Below are 19040 nucleotides of genomic sequence, written 5' to 3' on the forward strand. Positions count from 1 at the left end.
TAATCAGAAATCCGGCAGCGTGGGCGCAAGGTGGCCGCCCTGCCGCACCGGCGCCATGCGGCGGGCCAGGCCGGTGGCATCATCGGTTTCCACCATCATGCCCGCGATGCTGGCTTCGCCCTCGGCCGGTTGCAGCCGCTCGCCGGGCATCTTGCGCACGAATCGGGCAATGGCCGCATCCTTGCCCATGCCGATCACGCTGTCATAGTCGCCACACATGCCCGCATCGGTCTGAAAAGCCGTGCCATGGGGGAAGATGCGGTGGTCCGCCGTGGGCGTGTGCGTGTGCGTGCCAATGACCAGCGACACCCGGCCATCAAGAAAATGGCCCATGGCCCATTTCTCGCTCGTGGCTTCGGCATGCACGTCCACCACAGCGGCATGCATGGTAACACCCAGCCGGTGACGCGAGAGGATGTCGGTCACGCTGCGGAAGGGGTCATCCATCGCATCCATGAACTGCCGGCCCATGATGCTGACCACCAGCGCCTTGCGGCCATCGACAAGTTCCACCACCACGCTGCCCTGCCCCGGCGTGCCGGGCGGGTAGTTGGCGGGGCGGATGATGCGGGGCTCGCTGCCGATATGGCCGATGAGATCGCGCCGGTCCCAGCTATGGTTGCCCAGCGTGATGACATCGGCCCCCGCCTCAAGCAGGTCGCGGCCAATGGCGGGCGAGAGACCGAAGCCGTGGCTGGCGTTCTCGCCATTAACCACCACGAGGTCGAGGGCAAGATCGCGCCGCAGGGCGGGCAGGCGGGAAATGACGGCCTCGCGGCCTACGCGCCCGACAATATCGCCCAGAAACAGTATTCTCAAGAAAACAGCCTTTATCTACCGCGTCCGCCCGTCACCACGACACCGGATCCATTCACGCTCGGTCACGATCGCGGGCAGCGCCACGTCATACCGGCCGGTCGGGATGCACGCCACTTCCTGAAAGGAAAAGCCAAACCCCACGGCCCGCGCCGCAGGCAGGCTGGCCAGCGTGCGATCATAATAGCCCCCGCCATATCCCAGCCGCATGCCCCGCCTGTCAAATGCCAGCAGCGGCACGCACACCACATCAGGCTGCACGATGGGCCCTTCGGGGTGGGATGTGCCATAGCGGCCCGCCTGCATGGCGCAGCCCGGCTGCCACAGGCGGAAGGCCAGCTTATGGCCCTTGGGCGTGGTTTCGGGCAGGGCAATGCACAGGCCATCGGCATGGAGCGCGTGCATAACGGGCTGGAGTTCGCTCTCGCCGGGCAGTGGCCAGACAAGGGCGATGGCCTCCCCCGCCCCGGCCATGGCGCGCAGGGCGCGGACCATGCGGTGCTGGAGGGATTTCTCGGCCATCTCGCGCCCGGGCGCTGTGGCGAAGGCGGCCCGCCTGCTGGCCATGACGCCGCGCAGGGCCTGTTTGGCATGCGCGGTGGACCACGATTCGTTTGCGATGGAAGTCATGGAAAATGATACGGAGCCGCCATGGCCGTTGGTCGGATCAGCCCTCCCGGACCTGCTGACGCAGGTGGGCGCCAGATAACGTGACCACGATCACGACAGTGCCAGCTCCCTAGGAAGTGCTTATCGGCCCAGGGGTTGAATCATGCCTGACGCACCCGGCAGCCCCGCCCTTTCTATTTAGTCCTCTTCCAGTGCGTCCGCAATGTTTTCCGCACGTTCGACAAGGTGAGCAAGCTGCTCTGCGCGGCGTTCGTTCTCGATGCGCGCCTGTCGGCCCTGCGCAAGCTGGTGGGCGGTGTCCGATGACATCTTTTCCGCCGTCAGGTCATGGATCTCGTCGGCCATGAGGAGGGCGGCAAGCGCAAGCAGCCGCCCCTCGCCGCTATGGCCGCCGAGTTCGCGGATGCGCTCGATCCGGCGCTCGACTTCCTGCGCCATGGCCTGGAGGTGTTTCTCCTGCCCTTCCTTGCACCCCACGGCGTAGGAAAACCCATTGATGCGCACGGTAACCTGGCTCATGGCCTATTCCTCCCCGCTGGTGGTTTCCCCACCCTCATCAAGCACGTCGCGCACGCGGGCGATGAGCACGTCGATATTGGCGGCAAGCGCCTGCAGATCAACATCGGGCGCCGCAGGCGGCTGGATGGCGGCCTGCCCGGCGCGGCGGTCAAGGGCGAAGGCAATGCGGTTAAGGGCGAGTTCAAGGCGATCAGCCGGATTCTCTCCAGCCTCCGAGGGGGAGCGCGTGGCGTCCTGTTCCGGTGGCATGATAATATCAGACACGTTCATCCTTTCCCTCGTTCCTCCCCTTGAACTGATCGCGCGGTGCGGTTTCAACGTCAAGCATGATCGACAAACATGACCATTATATGCCGCCTGTCACGGTTTCGGGCGCGGGGGAACTGGCGCTGGTCACCGCCACGGCGGCATCGTTACGCATAAACTGCGCCGTGGTTTCCCCGCCCGGTGCCGGGTGTTTCATGGGCGTGCCGTGGTGGGCGGCGCTGGTGGCGGGCTGCCCGCTGCCCGCCTGGCTGGACTGCGGGCAGGCGGCGGGCCATGCGGCAGCAGCCCTGCGCGCAGGATTGAGCGGTGTCATTGTCAGCGCCACCGCGCCGCAGCACCATGCACTCGTATCACTGGCTCGCATGACGGGCGGCCACGTGCTGCGCCAGCGCCCGCACGCGCTGGAACTGCCGGCAAAGGGTGCGAGGGATGCGCTGGAAAGATACCTGCGTGCCTCCCACATACCATGACAGAACCGTCCGGGCAGGCGCAGGATGCAAGGACACCCATATTGCAAGGGGAACAACAAATGACACTGACACCGCAGGTCAAGGCGATCCTTGACCACTACGAAAGTGACACGCCGGGCACCAAGGCCAACCTGTACCGACTCATGAACACCGGCAAGCTCGCGGGCACCGGCAAGCTGGTGATCCTGCCGGTCGATCAGGGCTTCGAGCACGGGCCGGGCCGCTCATTCGCCCCCAACCCGCCCGCCTATGACCCGCATTATCACTACTCGCTCGCCATCGAGGCCGGGCTGAACGCATTCGCAGCGCCGCTCGGCATGCTTGAGGCAGGGGCCAGCACGTTCGCGGGCCAGATCCCCACCATCCTCAAATGCAACAGCTCCGACAGCCTGACCACGCAGAAGAACCAGGCCGTGACCGGCACGGTCGCCGATGCGCTGCGGCTGGGCTGCTCGGCCATCGGGTTTACCATCTACCCGGCCAGCGACTACCAGTTCCACCAGATGGAGCAGCTGCGCGAGATGGCGCGCGAGGCCAAGAATGCGGGCCTTGCCGTGGTGGTGTGGAGCTACCCGCGCGGCCCGATGCTCGACAAGGCAGGCGAGACGGCCATCGACATCTGCGCCTATGCCGCCCACATCGCCGCCGAACTTGGCGCGCACATCATCAAGGTCAAGCCCCCTACCGAGGACCTGTGCCTGCCTGCGGCCAAAAAGGTCTATATCGATGAAAAGGTCGATATTTCCACCCTGCCCGCGCGAATCCGCCATGTGGTGCAGTCGGCCTTTGCGGGCCGCCGCATCGTGATCTTCTCGGGCGGCGAGCACACCACCACCGAGCACCTGCTCGACACCATCCGTGGCATCCACCAGGGCGGCGGGTTCGGCTCGATCATCGGGCGCAACACCTTCCAGCGCCCACGTGCCGAAGCGCTGAAGCTGCTCGGTGACATCACCGACATCTTCGCGCAGAAGGTCTGATCCTTCCACGCACTCCCCCGCATGGCAAAGCTGGCCATGCGGGGGCTGTTCGCCACCGCCACGGTGGCATAGGATCGGCCCGACATGACCGATTGCCAGCTCTATCTCATCACCCCCGAATCGCTTGATCCGGCCACCTTCGCCCCCCTCCTGGCCGAGGCGCTCGACGCAGGCCCGGTTGCGGCGGTGCAGCTACGCCTCAAGAACGTGGATGACGACACGATTCGCCGCGCGGTGGACGTGCTCCAGCCCGTGACCCATGCGCGTGACGTGGCCTTCATCATGAATGACCGCCCCGACCTTGCGGTAAGCTGTGGCTGCGACGGGGCGCATGTGGGCATGGACGATACCGATGTGGCCACTGCCCGGCGCATGCTGGGCGAGGAACGCCAGCTTGGCGTGTCCTGCTATGACAGCCGCGACATGGCCCTGCGCGCGGGCGAGGCCGGTGCGGATTACGTGGCGTTTGGCGCGTTCTTCCCCTCGCCATCGAAAGAAACCGAAGTGCGGGCCGATCCGGCGCTGCTCACATGGTGGAGCAGCATGATCGAACTGCCGGTGGTGGCCATTGGCGGCATCACACCTGCAAACTGCGGCACGCTGGTGCGCGCGGGGGCGGATTTCCTGTCGGTCATCAGCGCGGTGTGGTCGCACCCTGAGGGGCCGGGGGCCGGCGTAAAGGCCATGAACATGGCGATTGCCGCAGCGGAAGAATAAAAGTTTCCGGAGAAGCGTCTTTCAAAGAACTTCGAAAGACGCCGCCTTTTTAAAAAAAGGCGGCACCCAGAAACTGTTAATTAATGGCCCGTGCCTGCTGCTGGCGCAGATAGCCCGCCCATCGCCGCACGGTTGGACTACGGTCTGCCTCAAGCACAGGCACAATCGTAGCCAGATCGGGAAAATCCCGCCAGCAATACGCCAATGCCCGCAGCGCCGTGCGCCTGACCATGGCGGAGCGGTCAAGCAGGGCCGTGGCGATCAGGGCATTACGGTCAACGGGCAGCGTGACATTCCGCCGGGTCAGTTCTGGCGCGGGGCGGTTGAGGCCCAGCGATTTGTTCACCCATTCCTGCCGGATGCCCGTTTTCCATCGCGCCTGCCCCCATAACAGCACCTGTAGCGCCGTTGCCCGCACGCTGGCCTGCCGGGCCATACTGGCCAGCATGGGCAGCGCAACATCAAGCAGCGGCGTGCGCAGGAAATAGCGCAGGGTCACCGCCAGCGGGCCATCGCATGCGGTGGCAAACCGCGCGACCAGCAGCACCCGCACGGTGGGGCGGGCGAATAACTGGTCCATGCAGGCAGCCTGCGCGGGTGCCCAGCGGGTCCAGTCCTGCCAGCTTGCCCGCAGGGCCAGGCCCATGGCGACCGCAATATCGGGCGCAACCTGCGGGAACAGCCTGCCTGCACACCGTGCAGCGGCCTCGCGCACGGGGCCAGCCCAGTCATTGAGGCGCATGGCAAGGGCTGCCAGCATGAAAGGCGAGCGCGGCACGGTGGCCAGCGCGTTGAGGGCAGCCTCACGCACATGGCCATCGCGGTGCACTATGAGAACCTGCGCCAGCATGGGCATGGTGGCCAGCACGCCGCATATGCGGCGGCGATCCTTTCGGGGGTCTGTTACGGGGTAACAAAAACAGCACAACGCCTGTCCGGCCCGTACACTGGCCGTAACAACCTGCGCCGCTGGCAGGCCATCCAGCCTTGCAACACACGCCGCGACAAGGCCGGGGGGCGGCGCAATCCCTGCCAGCAGGCATTGGCCAAGCGCAACGAGGTCCGCCTCGAGCGCAGAGGGCAGGTCGTAATCCGTCAACATGGCAAGAAAAGCTCCATGACCAGGTTCAGGCACCCAAAACGGGATCAATACCTGCCGACAGGAGGCCGGTGATCTTTTTACCAGCGAGGCCGCGGGTTGCAAATCCTGATAGACTAAAAAGAATAAAAGTTTTTGGTGAAGCTTTTTTCAAAAAGCTTCGAAAAGACGCCGCCTTTTTGAAAAAAGGCGGCACCCAAAAACTTTTATTACTTTCTAGTATTTTACGATCCGGCTCCCAGCCACTGCACATCCGCAATGCGGTTCGTGCCCGCCGCCAGCATCACCAGCCGGTCAAAGCCCAGCGCAATGCCCGCGCAGGGCGGCAGGGTGCCAAGGGCTGACAGAAAGGCTTCATCCATCGGCCAGTCCAGCCCGGATTCGCCGGGGTACAGGGCTGCGCGCCGCGCCCGGTCGGCCTCAAAGCGGGCGCGCTGCTCGGCGGGGTCGGTCAGTTCCTCAAACGCATTGGCCAGTTCGATGCCCCCTGCATAAAGCTCAAAACGCAGCGCCACGCGCGGGTCGGCGGGATCGCGCCGGGCCAGCGCCGCCTGGCTTGCGGGCCAGTGGGTGAGAAAAGTGGGGCGCGTGCGGCCGATATGCGGCTCGATGCGCGCCATCATCAGGCGGAAGAACAGATCCTCCCACGTCTCGCCCCGGCGCAGGTCACAGCCTGCCGCCTCAGCCAGCGCCGGGGCGTCGCCCTCATGGGCAAGAATGTCCACCCCCGCATAGCGCGCGAAGGCTTCGGCAACCGTCAGGCGCTCGAAGGGGGCAGTCGTACTGATTTCATTTTCCCCTGCCCGCACCACCGGCGGCAGGACCGCGCGCAGCAGGGATTCGGTTTCATCCATCAGCCCTGCCAGCGTCGCACCCGGGCGGTACCATTCCAGCATGGTGAACTCATGGGCGTGCAGCCTGCTGCCCTCTTCATTGCGCCACACCCGCGCCAGTTGGTACACGGGCAGGCCGGTGGCGGCGACGATGCGCTTCATGGCGAATTCCGGGCTGGTGTGCAGCCACAACCGCTCGCGGCTGCCATCGACCCCCGCGCGCTCGGTGGCAAACACCTTGAGGTGCACTTCCTCGCCCGGAGTCGGCACGGCGTAGGGGGTCTCGACTTCCGTATAGCCACGCGCATCAAAAAACGCCCGCACCCCGCGCAGCACGAGGTTGCGGCGCAATAGCCGCGGCAGCCGGTCGGCAATGCGGGCGCAGTCGGGGCGTGGAGGCAGGGACTCGGGCATGGGGCACGCTCTTTGGTTGCAGCGGACGGATACGCGCAGTACAGCCCCCGCATGGCACTCCCGGTCAATCCCCCCCAGCCCCCGCGCACGCTGCGCAGCGTGGCCGACCTGCTTGCGGCAGGACTGATCACGCCCGCGCAGGCCCCGGCGCTGGAAAATGTGGCGCAACACTACGCCACCGCCATTCCGCCCGCCTTTGCCGACCTGATCGAGACCCCGGATGACCCGATCGGCCGCCAGGTCATTCCCGATGCGGCGGAATGCCATACCGACCCCACGGAAGACCCGGACCCGATTGGCGATGACGCACTCTCCCCCGTGCCGGGCATCGTGCATCGCTATGCCGACCGCGCGCTGCTCAAGCCGCTGCTGGTCTGCCCGCTTTACTGCCGCTTCTGCTTCCGCCGCGAGCATGTCGGCCCCGGCGGCGGCGTGCTTGATGAGGCCGCCCTTGTGCGCGCGCTCGACTGGCTGCGCACGCATACGGACATTCATGAAGTCGTGATGACCGGCGGCGACCCGCTCATGCTCTCGGCGCGGCGCATGCGCATGATCATGCAGGCCCTTGAGGGCATGACGCACATCCACACCATCCGCATCCACTCCCGCGTGCCGGTGGCCGATCCCGACCGGCTGGATGAGGCGATGGCCGCAGCCCTCGAGACCACGCGCTCGATGTGGCTGGTGCTTCATGTCAACCACGCCCGCGAACTCACGCCCGCAGCCCGCGCCGCCATCCGCCGCGTGCAGGCGCGCGCCATACCGGTGCTGGGGCAATCCGTGCTGCTGCGCGGCGTAAATGATACGCCCGAGGCGCTCGAGGCGCTTTTGCGCGCGCAGGTGGCCGCCCGCATCCGCCCCTATTACCTGCACCAGCTTGACCCTGCACCCGGCACCGCGCGCTTTCACGTGCCCATACGCGAGGGGCAGCGCCTGCTGGCCAGCCTGCGCGGGCGGGTGACGGGCATTGCCTGGCCGACCTATGTGCTCGACATTCCCGGCGGGCATGGCAAGGTGCCGATCGGGCCGGATTACCTGCGCACCGGGCCCGATGGCATGCTCCATGCACTGGCGCCTGATGGCACGCTGCACCGCCTTGCGCGCGAACGGGGCTGAAAAGAAGGGCGCGAAACCTTGCCCTTCCGCGCGCGGGGCGCTAGAAGCCGAACCGCCATACTTCCCACAACCATCACAGGGACCACCATGAAGCAGCAGGCAAACCTGATCCGTGCCGGGCAGGTCATCGAGCACGACGGCCGTCGCTGGACGGTCCTGAAGCAGCAGATCATCACGCCGGGCAAGGGTGGCGCATTCATCCAGGTGGAAATGCGCGACCTCAAGACCGGCAACAAGACCAACGAGCGCTGGCGCACCGCCGACACCGTTGAACGCCTGATGACCGAGGAGAAGGAATACACCTACTCCTACATGGACGGCGACAACATCGTGCTCATGGACCCCGAGACCTTCGAGCAGCTGCTCCTGCCGCTTGACCTGCTGGGCGATCAGGCCCCCTTCCTGCAGGACAACATGACCCTGGTACTCAACCTCGTGGAAGGCGACCCGGTTGGCGTGACGCTGCCAGCCCAGGTGACCCTTGAGGTGGTCGAGGCCGACCCTGTGGTGAAGGGCCAGACGGCAAGCTCGTCCTACAAGCCCGCCCGCCTGTCCAACGGCGTGAAAACCATGGTGCCCCCCTTCATTGAAGCCGGCGAGCGCATCGTGGTCCGCACCGAGGACAGCAGCTACGTCGAGCGCGCCAAGTCCTGACCCCACGGGGCGGCAGCCTGCCCGCATGCAGGCCGCCTCCCGTTTTTTCCTTCACCCTTCACACCCGTTCCACCGCCGAACCAGACAGGACCGATCACCGTGGCAATGCGACTCTCTCCCCATATGACGGTGATGCAGAACGCTGCCCAGAAGGCCGCACGCCGCCTTCTGCGTGACTTCAGCGAAGTCGAGCAGCTTCAGGTCAGCATCAAGGGGCCTGGCGATTTCGTCTCGCAGGCCGACCTGCGGGCCGAAACCACCATCCACGAGGAACTGGCACGCGCCCGGCCCGGCTACGCCTTCCTGATGGAGGAAAGCGGTGCCTCGGGCAGCGAAGGCTGGACATGGCGCTGGGTGATCGACCCGCTCGATGGCACCACCAACTTCCTGCACGGCGTGCCGCACTGGGCCATTTCCATCGGCCTGCAGCGCCGCCTGCCCGATGGCACGATCGAGATCGTGGCAGGGCTGGTGTACAACCCCGTAGCCAACGAGATGTTCTGGGCCGAAAAGGGCGTTGGCGCATTCCTCAACGACCGCCGCCTGCGCGTATCGGCCCGCCGGTCGATGAACGAGGCGCTGTTCGCCACCGGCATTCCGTTCGCCAAGGTCTCGGCGCGCAACCGCCTGTCGTTTGCGCGCACGCTGGGCGCGCTCATGCCGCAGGTGGCGGGCATCCGCCGATTCGGCGCCGCCGCCCTCGACCTCGCCTGGGTCGCGGCTGGCCGGTATGACGGCTACTGGGAACTGGGCATCAAGCCGTGGGACTGCGCGGCCGGCATCCTGCTCGTGCGCGAGGCCGGTGGCTACGCAACCGACCCGGCGGGCGAGGATCTCAACGATCTTGCGGCCTCCATCGATGCGGTGGTGGGCAACCCCCACATGCATGGCCCTCTGCGCGAACTCGTGGCCAGCAGCATCGACTGATGCGCGGCACGGGCCCCTGTGGCCCGTTTGCCGATTGCGCCCCCGCCTGCGGCCCGGTAGCCTGCCGGGCATAATGCAGCACACATTCCCCTCCCTTCCCCGCCGGTCCGCGCGCGTGCTGGCCGTGCTGGGTGTTGCCACCTGCGCCCTGCTGGGCAGTGCGCAGGCGCAGGTCACCACCAGCAGGAGCGCGCTCGACGCGCTTGGCGCCCCCAAGAAACGCGCCACCATGCTGCCCGATGGCGGCAGCATGAGCCTGTCGGGCGCCACCATGCCCGACACGCCGGACAGCGCCACCAGCGCGCCGCCCGCAGCCGAGCTGCCCCCCACGCCCACGGCCCGCCCACGGAAGGGTGCCAGCACCCCGCCACCCGCCACCCGTCACGCAACCGCTCCGGCCCCGGCGCCAGCACCGCAGGCCGCAAGCCCCGCGCCAGCGCCCGCCGCAGCAGCCCCGGCCGGCACGCACGCGACAACAGCGCCCCCCACCACGAGCGGGGCCACCAATGCAGTCGCCCCCGCCGCCGCCATTGCCGCCCTGCCGCCGGTAGCCGCCAGACCACCCGACAACCCGGTGCTGCACCCGCCCGAGACGCATGTGCCGCTGCACCCCTTCACGCCCCCGCCCGAGGTCAAGGCCGACCCGCAGGCACGCGGCCGGGCGGAAAAGGTTACGGGTGGCACGCGCCTGCACTTCACCACGCAGTCAGCGGACATGAATCCGCGCATGGTTACGGCCCTGCAAACATTTGCCACAATCATGCAAAAGCTGCCGGACCAGCACATCAACATCGTGGCCTATGGCGAAGGCCGCCCCGATGATCCCTCCACGCCACGGCGGGTTGCCTTGAGCCGCGGGCTTGCCGCGCGCTCGGTACTGATCCACGCGGGCGTGGCCCCCACCCGCATCTATGTGCGCGCCATCGGCCTGCCCGATGAGAACGCCCAGGGCGCGGGTGCGGATTGTGTTGACGTAACCCGTTCCGGTGTGGTGGCCTCAAACACCCCTACCGACCCACCGGCGCATTAAGGAAACCATTGCGTGACACGACCGACGACCTACCTTTTGCGGGTTCTTGTGTTTCTTCTGGCTGTCGGGGTTGTCGCAGCCCTGCTTTCCCCCACCCTCTATCAGGCGTTCTGCAACAATCCCTATCTTGATGGCCTGATCATCGGCATTCTCGTGCTCGGGGTGGCGTGGAACATCATCATGATCCTGCGCCTCATCCCCGAGGTGCGCTGGGTCAACATCCTGCGCCACCCGCGTGAGGGGCTGACCACGCCGCCGCCACCGCGCCTGCTCGCTCCCATGGCCTCGATGCTGGCCACGCACGACAAGGGCCGCAGGCTCACACTTTCCGCCCCGGTCATGCAGTCGCTGCTCGACAGCCTCTCCGCGCGCCTTGACGAAGGGCGCGAACTCTCGCGCTACCTCACCGGGCTGCTCATCTTCCTCGGCCTGCTCGGCACGTTTTATGGCCTGCTGCTGACCGTGGGCTCCATTGCCGATGTGATTGGCAACATGTCGGCTGGCAACGGCGACACCAACGCCATGTTCGACCAGCTCAAGACCGGGCTGGCAGGCCCGCTGCATGGCATGGGCACGGCGTTCTCGGGTTCGATGTTCGGGCTTGCGGGCGCGCTTGTGCTGGGCTTCCTTGATCTGACGGCAGGCCAGGCCCAGACCCGCTTCTTCAACGAGCTTGAGGAATGGCTGGCCACCATCACCCGCCTTTCGGCAGGCGGACTGCAGGTTGGCGGCAATGATGCCAGCGTGCCCGCCTATGTGCAGGCCCTGCTCGAGCACACCGCCGAGAACATGGAAAAGCTGCAGGCCCTCATGGCCCGCGGCGAGGAGACGCGCGCCCAGGAGCAGCGCCTGCTGACCGCGCTGAACGACCGCCTGGCCCAACTGGCCGACAACCGGGGCGAGGACCACCTGCAGGGCATCGAATCCCTGCTGGCCCGCCTTGTGCAGGAATCGGCGGCAGGGCGCGAGCAGATGGCAGCCGACATCCGCAACGACCTGCGCCTGCTCGCGCGCACCATTGCCGCAAGCACGCCCGGAACGGGCCACTCCGCTTCCTGACCGCAGACTAAGGCAAGGTTTATTTCATGGCGCGCCGTTCCCGTCGTTCGATCCGTTCCGAACTGAATGCCTGGCCGGGCTATGTTGATGCGCTGTCAACACTGCTCATGGTCATCATCTTCGTGCTGCTGGTGTTCGTTCTGGGGCAGGCTTTCCTGTCCGTTACACTGAACAAGCGCCAGCAGGCCCTTGACCAGCTCGAGCACGAGGTGGCCCGCCTGGCCCAGATGCTCTCGCTCGAGCACAGCCACACCACAGCGCTCCAGACCGAAATCGCCACCCTGCACAAGGAGCATGAGGCAGACATGGCCACCGCCACCTCGCTTACCGCCCAGCTCAACCAGCAGACCAGCGAGCGCGATACCGCCCAGAGCCATGCCAGCGCGCTTGATACGCAGCTTGCCCAGCTCAACGCCCAGCTCAGCGCCGTCAGCGCCGCGCTGGAGGTCAGCGAACAGGCCGTGCAGGAGCGCGACCACAAGATCGACAATCTTGGCATGCAGCTCAACGTGGCGCTGGCGCGCAAGGTGGAGCAGCTACAGCAGTACCGCTCCGAATTCTTTGGCCGCCTGCGCAGCGTGATGCAGGACCACAAGGGCGTGCAGATCGTGGGCGACCGCTTCGTGTTCCAAAGCGAGGTACTGTTCCCCGTAGGCAGTGCCGACCTCTCGCCTGAAGGCGTGGAGGAGATCAAGGTACTCGCCAAAACCCTGAAGCAGGTTGCCGCCCAGATTCCGCCCGATGTGCCCTGGATCCTGCGCGTGGATGGCCATGCCGACCGGCTGCCCATTCACACCGCCTTCCCCAGCAACTGGGAGCTGTCATCCGAGCGCGCCATTACGGTGGTTAAACTGCTGATTGCCGAGGGCATCAACCCGCACCATCTGGCCGCGACCGGCTTTTCGGACTACCAGCCGCTTGATAACGGCACCACGGCCGAGGCCTATGCGCGCAACCGCCGCATCGAGTTCCGCCTGACTGACCGCTGAGATGGGAAGAACGTGATTAAAAGTTTTTGGTGAAGCTTTTTCAAAAAGCTTCAGTAAAGAATGCCGCCTTTTTGAAAAAAGGCGGCACCCAGACACTTTTATTTTCTGGTTACGCCCATCAGGTGGGCTGGCCAAAGGCCTTCAGGCGCAGTTGCTCGGTCTGGCGGGCCGCATCGGGAATGGTGGGCTCAAGCTGCACCACATGCTGCCACGCTTTCCACGCCGCCTGCCAGTCACCGCGCTGCGCTTCCGTATCTTCAAGAATCTTCCATGCCATGACATCGCGCCCGTCATGGTGCAGGGCCACGCCCAGGTCAGCCACCGCGCCATCGGGGTTGGCGGCGGCAAGGCGGGCCTGCGCGCGGTTACGCCACAACACCTCTACATCAGGCTGGAGCAGCAGGGCATCATCCATGTCCTGCTCGGCATCGAGCGGGCGCTGGGCGTCAAGGTCATCCTGCGCGCGGCGCACCAGCAGCGTGGTGGTGGGGGCCAGATCCTTCAGGCGCAACTGCTCGATGCGCCCGAGCAGGTCACGCGCGCCGCGCGCGGTGGCCGCATGGGCCAGTTCTGTCTCCAGACTGTCCAGCGACGGCTCGGCTGCAGGGCTGCCATGCGCCCTGGCGGGCGGAGCTGCATGCCTGTCAAGCCCGTGGGCCGGAGCATCCGCCGCGCGGGCAGGCGGAGGCAAGAGGCTGGCGACAAGCATGAGTACGCACGAAAAGCCACGCATACAGGTTACTGAAAACCTGCCTGCGCGGCTTTGCGGCTGTTCAAAGATGAACCGGACGGTCAAGGCCGCCTGGCAATCAGCCCTGACGGGCCTTCATGCGCGGGTTCTTCTTGTTGATGACGTAGACCTTGCCACGGCGACGGACCACACGGCAGTCCTTGTCCCGAACCTTGGCCGATTTCAGGCTGTTTCTGATTTTCATGATCCGACCCTCGACTAGCGGCGATGTGCCGCAAAAGAGGCGCCCGAATACCCTTGCCTGCGCCAAGAGTCAACTCCGGCGGCGGATTCTGGCGCCATTTACAGCAGGGAATTCGCCTGCGGGATCGAATCTGGCACAAAAAGCGGGGCAATGGCATGGAAATCCGCCGCACGGGGCGAGCGCGGCCGCCAGGCCAGCCCAATGGTGCGCCAGGCCTGCGCGCCGCTTACGGGGCGCACGGTCAGGCGAGTCCAGTCCATCAGCGGCGACTCGACCGCCAGCTGCGGCAGCAGCGCCAGCCCCATGCCTGCCGCCACCATTTCCACCAGTGTGAACAGCGAGGTGACGGCGCATTGCGCCTCGTCCTCCGGGTGCGACCAGCCGCCCGCCTGGCGGCACATGGCCAGCGTCTGCTCACGCAGGCAGTGCCCGTCCTCGAGCAGGATCATGCGCTCATGCGCAAGGTCGGGCACCGGCACCACGTCAAGGCGGGCAAACGGGTGCGCGCGCGGCATGACCAGCATGAAGGGGTCGCGCCACAGCGGCAGGGTCTCGCTATCGGCGCAGTCGCACGGCATGGCCAGCAGCACGACGTCGAGCCGGCCCAGCGCGAGTTTTTCCATCACGTTATGGGTCAGATCCTCGCTCAGCGAGAGGTGCAGCCGCGGGTACTGCCGCGGCAGGCGGCCCACGAGGGCGGGCATGACAAACGGCCCGATGGTGGGAATGACGCCCAGCCGCAGCAGCCCGCTCATCGGCTCACGCGAGGCCACGGCCATGTCGAGCACGCCCTGCAGGGCCTCGAGCGCGTGGCGGGCCTGGCAGACCACCCTGTCACCCAGTGGGGTGAACACGACTTTCTTGCCCACCTCGCGGTCGAGCAGTTTCACATCCATCTGGCGCTCAAGGGCCAGTATACCGGCGGAAAGCGTGGACTGGGTTACAGCGCAGGCCCGGGCCGCGCGGCCGAAATGGCGCAGCTCGGCCAGCGAGACCAGATAACGGAGCTGCTGGGCGGAAGGCATCGGAATCATCGATAATGCCTATCAATGTGGATATAAATAATTCACTGGCATGATATCAGCATCCCCGCCATAGATACAGTTGCCGGGTTGCAATACCAGCCCGTTCCATATTTTAACCCGAACAGGAGATTTCCTGATGCTGACAGTCGGTGACAAGTTTCCCGCCTTCAACCTGACCGCCGTTCCCGGTGGGCCCGAAGGGCTCAAGGGCGAGTTCGTGCAGATCACGGATGCATGCAACGAAGGCAAGTGGAAGGTCGTGTTCTTCTGGCCGCTCGACTTCACCTTCGTCTGCCCGACCGAGATCGTGGCCTTCGGCAAGCTCAATGGCGAGTTCAAGGACCGTGACGCCGTGGTGTATGGCGTGTCGATCGACAGCGCCTTCGTGCACCTGAACTGGCGCCTGAACCACGAGGACCTCAAGACCCTCGAAATTCCGATGCTCGCCGACATCAAGCGCGAGCTGATCGAAAGCTGCGGCGTGATGGCCCAGCAGGCTGGCGCCGCCCTGCGCGCCACCTTCATTGTCGACCCCGAGGGCATCATCCGCCATGTCAGCGTCAATGACCTGTCGGTTGGCCGCAACCCGCAGGAGGTGCTGCGCATCCTCGACGGGCTGCAGAGCGATGAGCTGTGCCCGTGCAACTGGAACAAGGGCGACGCCTTCATCAAGGCCTGATCCCTTATCCAGTCCGGGTTTCCGCGCGGGTCATGCCCCGCGCGGCAGCCCGCGCCGCCTGCCCCGATCCCTGCCACGCGCAGGTGTGGGGACAAGCGGGGCCATGCCCCTGACACCCCCCTGACACCCGTGGAGAAAGCCCATGTCGATCGACTCCATCAAGGCCGCGCTGCCCGATTACGCCAAGGACCTCAAGCTCAACCTCAGCACGCTGGCCAATGACATCACGCTCACGCCCCAGCAGCTTGGCGGCACGTTTGTCGCCTCCGCCATTGCCACGCGCAACACGGCGCTGACCCACGCGCTTGTGGCCGAATATGGCTCGAGACTCACCCCCGAGGCGCTCGAGGCCGCACGCGCCGCGGCAGCCATCATGGGCATGAACAATGTCTATTACCGCTTCGTGCATCTTGTGGGTGGCGATTATGCCAAAATGCCCGCGCGCCTGCGCATGAACATCATCGCGCGGCCGGGCGTGGAGAAGGCGGATTTCGAGCTGTGGTCCATGGCGGTCTCGGCCATCAATGGCTGTGGCATGTGCATGGAAAGCCATGAGCAGCAGCTCCGCGCGGCGGGCATCAGCACCGAGCAGATCCAGACCGCCGTGCGCATTGCCGCAACCGTAAGCGGGCTGGCTGTTGTGCTCGAAGGCGTGGAAATTTCCGCCTGATAACAGGCCCTGCCCTGAAAAACGCCATGAATCGGAAGATCATGGCGTTTTTTTTTGCCTGCCCTGTTGCCATGACGGGGCCAGCCTGTTATTTGCCCTTTCACCGAATGGTTGCTGCCCCACGGGGTTGCAGCGGATGCGGGTGTAGCTCAGTTGGTTAGAGCGCCGGCCTGTCACGCCGGAGGTCGCGGGTTCGAGCCCCGTCACTCGCGCCACCTTATGGTGCCCTCCTTAAAATGAATACTGTCCCTATACCGTAAGGGATAAGTAGAAAAAGTTTCTGGGTGTTGTCTTTTTTCAAAAAGGCGGCGTCTTCCGAAGCTTTTATGATTTCAGGCTATTATCGGAACCCGCTTTCATCAAGGTACTGCGCCACCATGGGCCGGTATGTCACGCCGAACAGACGCAGATGCACCAGCGCGATCCATAGCCGATAGATGGCGAAGCGCACCGCATGCCCCGCCTCCAGCGGGCCACCGGCCATGTAAAACGCCGCTGGCGGCTGCGAAAACACGCCCGCTGTTGCCAGGTCCACCTCCGCATGGCCGTAATAGCAGCACGGGTCGATCAGGCCGGTTACGCGCCTGTTCGCCACCAGCACGTTCCCACTCCACAGATCGCCATGCAGCAGGGCCGGCGCGGGCTTTGCGGGCAGCAGGTCCGGCAGGCGGCGCATGAGTTTTTCAAGGCTGTGGGCCACATCTATGGGCACATGCGCCAGATGCACGCCAAGGCGGTGCCGTGCCCAGAATTCGGGCCAGTTCCCGGTCCATGCATTGGGCACGCTGACCGCGCCAAGGGCGTAATCCCCGGCCCAGCCATAACGGGTCATGCCCCCTGCGGGCCGCCCCGCATGCACCTGCGCCAGCACGCGGCCCAGATCACCCCAGCAGGTGGCCAGCATGCCCTCGGTTGGCCGGTATTCCACCACCAGCGCATCCGCATCCACCGCCAGCACGGCGGGCACGGGTGCGCCGGTCTCGCCAAGGGCACGCAGCATGGCGGCCTCAGCCAGCGGGTCGGGGCCGTTCTTGGCCACGACACTGCGCCCGTCATTCAGGTAGACCAGCAGGGTCTGGGCAATGTCACCGCCCTGTAGCGGGCGCCAGTTCCACAGTCCCGACCCCAGCAGGGTGGCGGCATGGCGGGCGAGACGGCTCATGGCCGGGCCTGCAACATCCTGACCAGCGCCTGCGCGCCCATGCTGACATCGCGCCATGTGGTCTCGAACCCGCTGGCATCACCATAATACGGATCGGCCACTGCCTCGCCGTGCCTGCCCGGCACGTGGTCGAGCAGCAGCGACAGTTCGGCCCGTGCGCCCTCGGGCCGCATGGCCCGCAGATGCGCCAGGTTGGCATGGTCGAGCGCGATGATATGGGTAAAGCGGGTAAAATCAGCAGGCCGGACCACGCGGGCGCGGTAGCGGCCCATATCGATGCCATGCCGCAGGGCGACAGCGCAGGCCCGGCGGTCGGGCGGGGAGCCGGCATGCCAGTTGCCCGTGCCCGCCGAATCAACCACGACCTCCAGCCCGGCCGCCTGCGCTGCCTGCTTCAATGCGGCCTCGGCCAGCGGCGAGCGGCAGATATTGCCCATGCACACAAACAGGACGGCAGGGCAGGTGGTCATCTAGCCCTCTTTATGTTCAGGAAATTTCTGCGCCAGAATTCCCAGCGTCTCGGCAATGAGAGCGGCTGGCGTTTCCTCAAGGTGCACCACGATGGGGTGTTCATCCGCCGTAGGCGCCTCGAGGGTGGAAAGCTGGCTGGGCAACAGGCTGGGCGGCATGTAATGCCCGCGCCTGCGCTTGAGGCGGTCGTAGAGCGTGTCCTCGGGGATTTCGAGATAGATGAACACGATATCCGACGCCCCATCCGCACGCAGCAGATCGCGGTAGGAACGCTTGAGCGCCGAGCAGGTCAGGATGCCCCCCTGCCCCGATGCCACACGCTCCAGCAGCCATTTGTGGCATTGCTCAAGCCAGGGCAGACGGTCGGCATCGGTCAGGGGAATGCCGGCGGCCATTTTTTCCACATTGGCGCGCGGATGCAGCAGGTCGCCTTCCTGGTAGGGCCAGCCCAGCACGTTGTGCAGCCCCTCGGCCAGGGTCGTTTTACCGCAGCCCGAAACACCCATGATGACAAGAACCAGCGGCCTTATGCCCTGGTCCTGCAAGGCCCGCCCGGTCATGCCACACCCAGCCGCTGCAGCCCATCGGCGGTGGCCACGATCACCTCCGACGTGCGGCCAATAAACAGCCCGGTCTCGATCACGCCCACGATCTGCTCAAGCTGGCGCTGCAGGCCAACGGAATCGGCAATCGGGCCAAAATTGCAGTCAAGAATCATGTTGCCGCCATCGGTCACGAACACATTCCCGCCCCGGTCCAGCCGCTGGCTGACCCTGGCACCAAGCGCTTCAAGCTGGCGGGCGGTGTTGGTCCAGCCAAAATTGGCTACTTCCACCGGCACCGGCACACGCGTGCCCAGACGATCGACGATCTTGCTGTCATCAACCACCACCACGAATTTGCGCGCGGCGGCCGCCACGATCTTCTCGCGGAACAGCGCGCCGCCCAGCCCCTTGATCAGGTTGAGCGTGCCGCGCTCGACCTCATCGGCGCCGTCGATGTCGATATCGATCTGCGGATGGGTGGCGAAGGTGACGAGCCTGATGCCGTGCGAGCGCGCCTGCTCGGCCGAATGCTCGGATGTGGGAATGGCGCAAAAGCGCAGGCCATCCGCCCAGCGGCGGCCCAGCTCCTCGATCATGAAGGCCGACGTGCTGCCCGAGCCAAGGCCGACCACCATGCCTTCCTTGACCATGTCAGCCGCTTCAAGTGCGGCCTGCCGCTTCAGTTCTGCCCGTGGGTCCGCGTTATGGGTGGACATGCGCTGCTTCCTCTTCCTGCGGGGCATCCCGGCCTTGGGTGCCCCGTCGTTTTTATTTGGCCCTGCACCGTATCATGCCGATACGATACGCCACGCACTTATTGCCCTGCTGCCGCCTTGTCCATAAGCCAGATGAGTTCGCCCTCGGTGGTGATGTGGCTGGCAGGCTCCGCCGGGTCACCGGCACGCACTTTTGCAAAGGCTTCGCGCTTGCCGGCACCCGCGAGCATGAACACCACATGGCGGCTGGAATGGATGGCGGGATAGGTCAGCGTGAGGCGGGTGTGGGGTGCATCATCGGGCACGCAGGTCGAGAC

Annotated in this window: 25 protein-coding genes, 1 tRNA gene and 1 other RNA gene; 12 read left to right on the top strand and 15 right to left on the bottom strand. The window is 65.5% G+C overall.

The genetic code is table 11. The annotated features are described in order from the left end of the window. Positions 1-3: 3 nt before the first annotated feature. The 5 genes from CDI09_RS13960 to CDI09_RS13980 all read right to left on the bottom strand — a co-directional run bounded on the left by CDI09_RS13960 (position 4) and on the right by CDI09_RS13980 (position 2235). The gene (locus tag CDI09_RS13960; protein ID WP_078525232.1) at positions 4-819 is read right to left on the bottom strand and encodes a TIGR00282 family metallophosphoesterase; all 816 of its coding nucleotides are present in this window, start codon (positions 817-819) and stop codon (positions 4-6) included. A 15-nt stretch (positions 820-834) separates the two neighbouring features. Continuing rightward, on the bottom strand, positions 835-1446 hold the full coding sequence (locus CDI09_RS13965; protein WP_078527831.1) for a 5-formyltetrahydrofolate cyclo-ligase: 612 nt from the start codon (positions 1444-1446) through the stop codon (positions 835-837). Between the two features lie 9 nt (positions 1447-1455). Beyond that, positions 1456-1614: non-coding RNA, 6S RNA (gene ssrS / locus CDI09_RS13970), on the bottom strand. Between the two features lie 9 nt (positions 1615-1623). Then, complete coding sequence (locus CDI09_RS13975; protein WP_078525234.1) at positions 1624-1965, bottom strand: cell division protein ZapA; 342 nt, start codon at positions 1963-1965, stop codon at positions 1624-1626. A 3-nt stretch (positions 1966-1968) separates the two neighbouring features. Further along, entirely contained in the window at positions 1969-2235 is a 267-nt protein-coding gene (locus CDI09_RS13980) for a hypothetical protein (protein WP_078525236.1), read from the bottom strand. Positions 2236-2291: 56 nt separating this feature from the next. On the opposite strand from CDI09_RS13980, the gene CDI09_RS13985 reads away from it, so the two are divergent. The 3 genes from CDI09_RS13985 (at position 2292) to thiE (ending at position 4399) form a co-directional block, all read left to right on the top strand. Then, positions 2292-2702 (top strand): hypothetical protein, encoded by a 411-nt coding sequence (locus CDI09_RS13985; protein WP_078525238.1) that lies wholly within the window; start codon positions 2292-2294, stop codon positions 2700-2702. A 59-nt stretch (positions 2703-2761) separates the two neighbouring features. Then, entirely contained in the window at positions 2762-3682 is a 921-nt protein-coding gene (locus CDI09_RS13990) for a class I fructose-bisphosphate aldolase (protein ID WP_078525240.1), read from the top strand. A gap of 84 nt (positions 3683-3766) precedes the next feature. Beyond that, complete coding sequence (gene thiE / locus CDI09_RS13995; RefSeq protein ID WP_078525242.1) at positions 3767-4399, top strand: thiamine phosphate synthase; 633 nt, start codon at positions 3767-3769, stop codon at positions 4397-4399. Positions 4400-4475: 76 nt separating this feature from the next. Here the strand turns inward: thiE and CDI09_RS14000 are convergent, their stop codons facing one another. Both CDI09_RS14000 and epmA read right to left on the bottom strand, forming a co-directional pair. Then, positions 4476-5501, bottom strand: a complete 1026-nt coding sequence (locus CDI09_RS14000) for a hypothetical protein (RefSeq protein ID WP_078525244.1) — start codon at positions 5499-5501, stop codon at positions 4476-4478. 221 nt (positions 5502-5722) lie between these two features. Continuing rightward, positions 5723-6745, bottom strand: coding sequence for an EF-P lysine aminoacylase EpmA (epmA, locus tag CDI09_RS14005; RefSeq protein WP_078525246.1), 1023 nt, complete (start codon positions 6743-6745; stop codon positions 5723-5725). Positions 6746-6796: 51 nt separating this feature from the next. Here epmA and CDI09_RS14010 point away from each other — a divergent pair, with 51 nt between their 5' ends. The 6 genes from CDI09_RS14010 to CDI09_RS14035 all read left to right on the top strand — a co-directional run bounded on the left by CDI09_RS14010 (position 6797) and on the right by CDI09_RS14035 (position 12520). Continuing rightward, on the top strand, positions 6797-7861 hold the full coding sequence (locus CDI09_RS14010) for a lysine-2,3-aminomutase-like protein (protein ID WP_078525248.1): 1065 nt from the start codon (positions 6797-6799) through the stop codon (positions 7859-7861). Positions 7862-7948: 87 nt separating this feature from the next. Further along, positions 7949-8515 carry an elongation factor P gene (efp, locus tag CDI09_RS14015; RefSeq protein WP_078525250.1) on the top strand — a complete coding sequence of 189 codons (567 nt, stop codon included), beginning with the start codon at positions 7949-7951 and terminating at the stop codon, positions 8513-8515. A gap of 105 nt (positions 8516-8620) precedes the next feature. Continuing rightward, positions 8621-9442 (top strand): inositol monophosphatase family protein, encoded by an 822-nt coding sequence (locus CDI09_RS14020; RefSeq protein ID WP_167370254.1) that lies wholly within the window; start codon positions 8621-8623, stop codon positions 9440-9442. A 73-nt stretch (positions 9443-9515) separates the two neighbouring features. Continuing rightward, positions 9516-10472, top strand: a complete 957-nt coding sequence (locus CDI09_RS18590; RefSeq protein ID WP_249034033.1) for an OmpA family protein — start codon at positions 9516-9518, stop codon at positions 10470-10472. A 12-nt stretch (positions 10473-10484) separates the two neighbouring features. Continuing rightward, positions 10485-11531 (top strand): coiled-coil domain-containing protein, encoded by a 1047-nt coding sequence (locus CDI09_RS14030; protein WP_078525254.1) that lies wholly within the window; start codon positions 10485-10487, stop codon positions 11529-11531. Positions 11532-11557: 26 nt separating this feature from the next. Then, the gene (locus tag CDI09_RS14035; protein WP_078525256.1) at positions 11558-12520 is read left to right on the top strand and encodes a peptidoglycan -binding protein; all 963 of its coding nucleotides are present in this window, start codon (positions 11558-11560) and stop codon (positions 12518-12520) included. Positions 12521-12638: 118 nt separating this feature from the next. On the opposite strand, the gene CDI09_RS14040 is transcribed toward CDI09_RS14035, so the two are convergent. From CDI09_RS14040 to CDI09_RS14050, 3 genes are all read right to left on the bottom strand, one after another. After that, on the bottom strand, positions 12639-13229 hold the full coding sequence (locus CDI09_RS14040) for a tetratricopeptide repeat protein (RefSeq protein WP_249034034.1): 591 nt from the start codon (positions 13227-13229) through the stop codon (positions 12639-12641). 100 nt (positions 13230-13329) lie between these two features. Further along, the gene (gene ykgO / locus CDI09_RS14045; protein WP_003617324.1) at positions 13330-13455 is read right to left on the bottom strand and encodes a type B 50S ribosomal protein L36; all 126 of its coding nucleotides are present in this window, start codon (positions 13453-13455) and stop codon (positions 13330-13332) included. Positions 13456-13553: 98 nt separating this feature from the next. Further along, on the bottom strand, positions 13554-14489 hold the full coding sequence (locus CDI09_RS14050) for a hydrogen peroxide-inducible genes activator (RefSeq protein ID WP_078525260.1): 936 nt from the start codon (positions 14487-14489) through the stop codon (positions 13554-13556). A gap of 127 nt (positions 14490-14616) precedes the next feature. On the opposite strand from CDI09_RS14050, the gene CDI09_RS14055 reads away from it, so the two are divergent. The 3 genes from CDI09_RS14055 to CDI09_RS14065 all read left to right on the top strand — a co-directional run bounded on the left by CDI09_RS14055 (position 14617) and on the right by CDI09_RS14065 (position 16044). Further along, positions 14617-15159, top strand: a complete 543-nt coding sequence (locus tag CDI09_RS14055; RefSeq protein ID WP_061272360.1) for a peroxiredoxin — start codon at positions 14617-14619, stop codon at positions 15157-15159. A 142-nt stretch (positions 15160-15301) separates the two neighbouring features. Next, positions 15302-15829: a carboxymuconolactone decarboxylase family protein gene (locus tag CDI09_RS14060; protein ID WP_078525262.1), complete on the top strand. Its 528-nt coding sequence runs from the start codon at positions 15302-15304 to the stop codon at positions 15827-15829. Between the two features lie 138 nt (positions 15830-15967). Then, positions 15968-16044, top strand: a tRNA-Asp gene (locus tag CDI09_RS14065). A 125-nt stretch (positions 16045-16169) separates the two neighbouring features. Here CDI09_RS14065 and CDI09_RS14070 read toward each other — a convergent pair. The 5 genes from CDI09_RS14070 to CDI09_RS14090 form a co-directional block, all read right to left on the bottom strand. Further along, positions 16170-16991, bottom strand: a complete 822-nt coding sequence (locus CDI09_RS14070) for a fructosamine kinase family protein (RefSeq protein WP_078525264.1) — start codon at positions 16989-16991, stop codon at positions 16170-16172. Beyond that, entirely contained in the window at positions 16988-17461 is a 474-nt protein-coding gene (locus tag CDI09_RS14075) for a low molecular weight protein-tyrosine-phosphatase (RefSeq protein ID WP_078525265.1), read from the bottom strand. Before CDI09_RS14075 ends, CDI09_RS14070 begins: the two co-directional genes overlap by 4 nt. Beyond that, positions 17462-18022: a gluconokinase gene (locus CDI09_RS14080; protein WP_167370189.1), complete on the bottom strand. Its 561-nt coding sequence runs from the start codon at positions 18020-18022 to the stop codon at positions 17462-17464. It abuts the gene before it with no gap. Next, entirely contained in the window at positions 18019-18723 is a 705-nt protein-coding gene (gene rpiA, locus CDI09_RS14085) for a ribose-5-phosphate isomerase RpiA (protein ID WP_078525269.1), read from the bottom strand. Before rpiA ends, CDI09_RS14080 begins: the two co-directional genes overlap by 4 nt. A 98-nt stretch (positions 18724-18821) precedes the next feature. Beyond that, a partial coding sequence (locus CDI09_RS14090) for a 6-phosphogluconolactonase (protein ID WP_211308942.1) occupies positions 18822-19040 on the bottom strand: 219 nt, incomplete at its 5' end.

This window comes from Komagataeibacter nataicola (genome assembly GCF_003207795.1).
GTDB lineage: Bacteria > Pseudomonadota > Alphaproteobacteria > Acetobacterales > Acetobacteraceae > Komagataeibacter > Komagataeibacter nataicola.

Coding starts and splice junctions, on each gene's coding strand:
- CDI09_RS13965 (WP_078527831.1), bottom strand. CDS start 1,446: ATGACTTCCATCGCAAACGAATCGTGGTCCACCGCGCATGCCAAACAG.
- CDI09_RS13975 (WP_078525234.1), bottom strand. CDS start 1,965: ATGAGCCAGGTTACCGTGCGCATCAATGGGTTTTCCTACGCCGTGGGG.
- CDI09_RS13980 (WP_078525236.1), bottom strand. CDS start 2,235: ATGAACGTGTCTGATATTATCATGCCACCGGAACAGGACGCCACGCGC.
- CDI09_RS13985 (WP_078525238.1), top strand. CDS start 2,292: ATGATCGACAAACATGACCATTATATGCCGCCTGTCACGGTTTCGGGC.
- CDI09_RS13990 (WP_078525240.1), top strand. CDS start 2,762: ATGACACTGACACCGCAGGTCAAGGCGATCCTTGACCACTACGAAAGT.
- thiE (WP_078525242.1), top strand. CDS start 3,767: ATGACCGATTGCCAGCTCTATCTCATCACCCCCGAATCGCTTGATCCG.
- CDI09_RS14000 (WP_078525244.1), bottom strand. CDS start 5,501: ATGTTGACGGATTACGACCTGCCCTCTGCGCTCGAGGCGGACCTCGTT.
- epmA (WP_078525246.1), bottom strand. CDS start 6,745: ATGCCCGAGTCCCTGCCTCCACGCCCCGACTGCGCCCGCATTGCCGAC.
- CDI09_RS14010 (WP_078525248.1), top strand. CDS start 6,797: ATGGCACTCCCGGTCAATCCCCCCCAGCCCCCGCGCACGCTGCGCAGC.
- efp (WP_078525250.1), top strand. CDS start 7,949: ATGAAGCAGCAGGCAAACCTGATCCGTGCCGGGCAGGTCATCGAGCAC.
- CDI09_RS14020 (WP_167370254.1), top strand. CDS start 8,621: ATGCGACTCTCTCCCCATATGACGGTGATGCAGAACGCTGCCCAGAAG.
- CDI09_RS18590 (WP_249034033.1), top strand. CDS start 9,516: ATGCAGCACACATTCCCCTCCCTTCCCCGCCGGTCCGCGCGCGTGCTG.
- CDI09_RS14035 (WP_078525256.1), top strand. CDS start 11,558: ATGGCGCGCCGTTCCCGTCGTTCGATCCGTTCCGAACTGAATGCCTGG.
- CDI09_RS14040 (WP_249034034.1), bottom strand. CDS start 13,229: ATGCTTGTCGCCAGCCTCTTGCCTCCGCCTGCCCGCGCGGCGGATGCT.
- ykgO (WP_003617324.1), bottom strand. CDS start 13,455: ATGAAAATCAGAAACAGCCTGAAATCGGCCAAGGTTCGGGACAAGGAC.
- CDI09_RS14050 (WP_078525260.1), bottom strand. CDS start 14,489: ATGATTCCGATGCCTTCCGCCCAGCAGCTCCGTTATCTGGTCTCGCTG.
- CDI09_RS14055 (WP_061272360.1), top strand. CDS start 14,617: ATGCTGACAGTCGGTGACAAGTTTCCCGCCTTCAACCTGACCGCCGTT.
- CDI09_RS14060 (WP_078525262.1), top strand. CDS start 15,302: ATGTCGATCGACTCCATCAAGGCCGCGCTGCCCGATTACGCCAAGGAC.
- CDI09_RS14070 (WP_078525264.1), bottom strand. CDS start 16,991: ATGAGCCGTCTCGCCCGCCATGCCGCCACCCTGCTGGGGTCGGGACTG.
- CDI09_RS14075 (WP_078525265.1), bottom strand. CDS start 17,461: ATGACCACCTGCCCTGCCGTCCTGTTTGTGTGCATGGGCAATATCTGC.
- CDI09_RS14080 (WP_167370189.1), bottom strand. CDS start 18,022: ATGACCGGGCGGGCCTTGCAGGACCAGGGCATAAGGCCGCTGGTTCTT.
- rpiA (WP_078525269.1), bottom strand. CDS start 18,723: ATGTCCACCCATAACGCGGACCCACGGGCAGAACTGAAGCGGCAGGCC.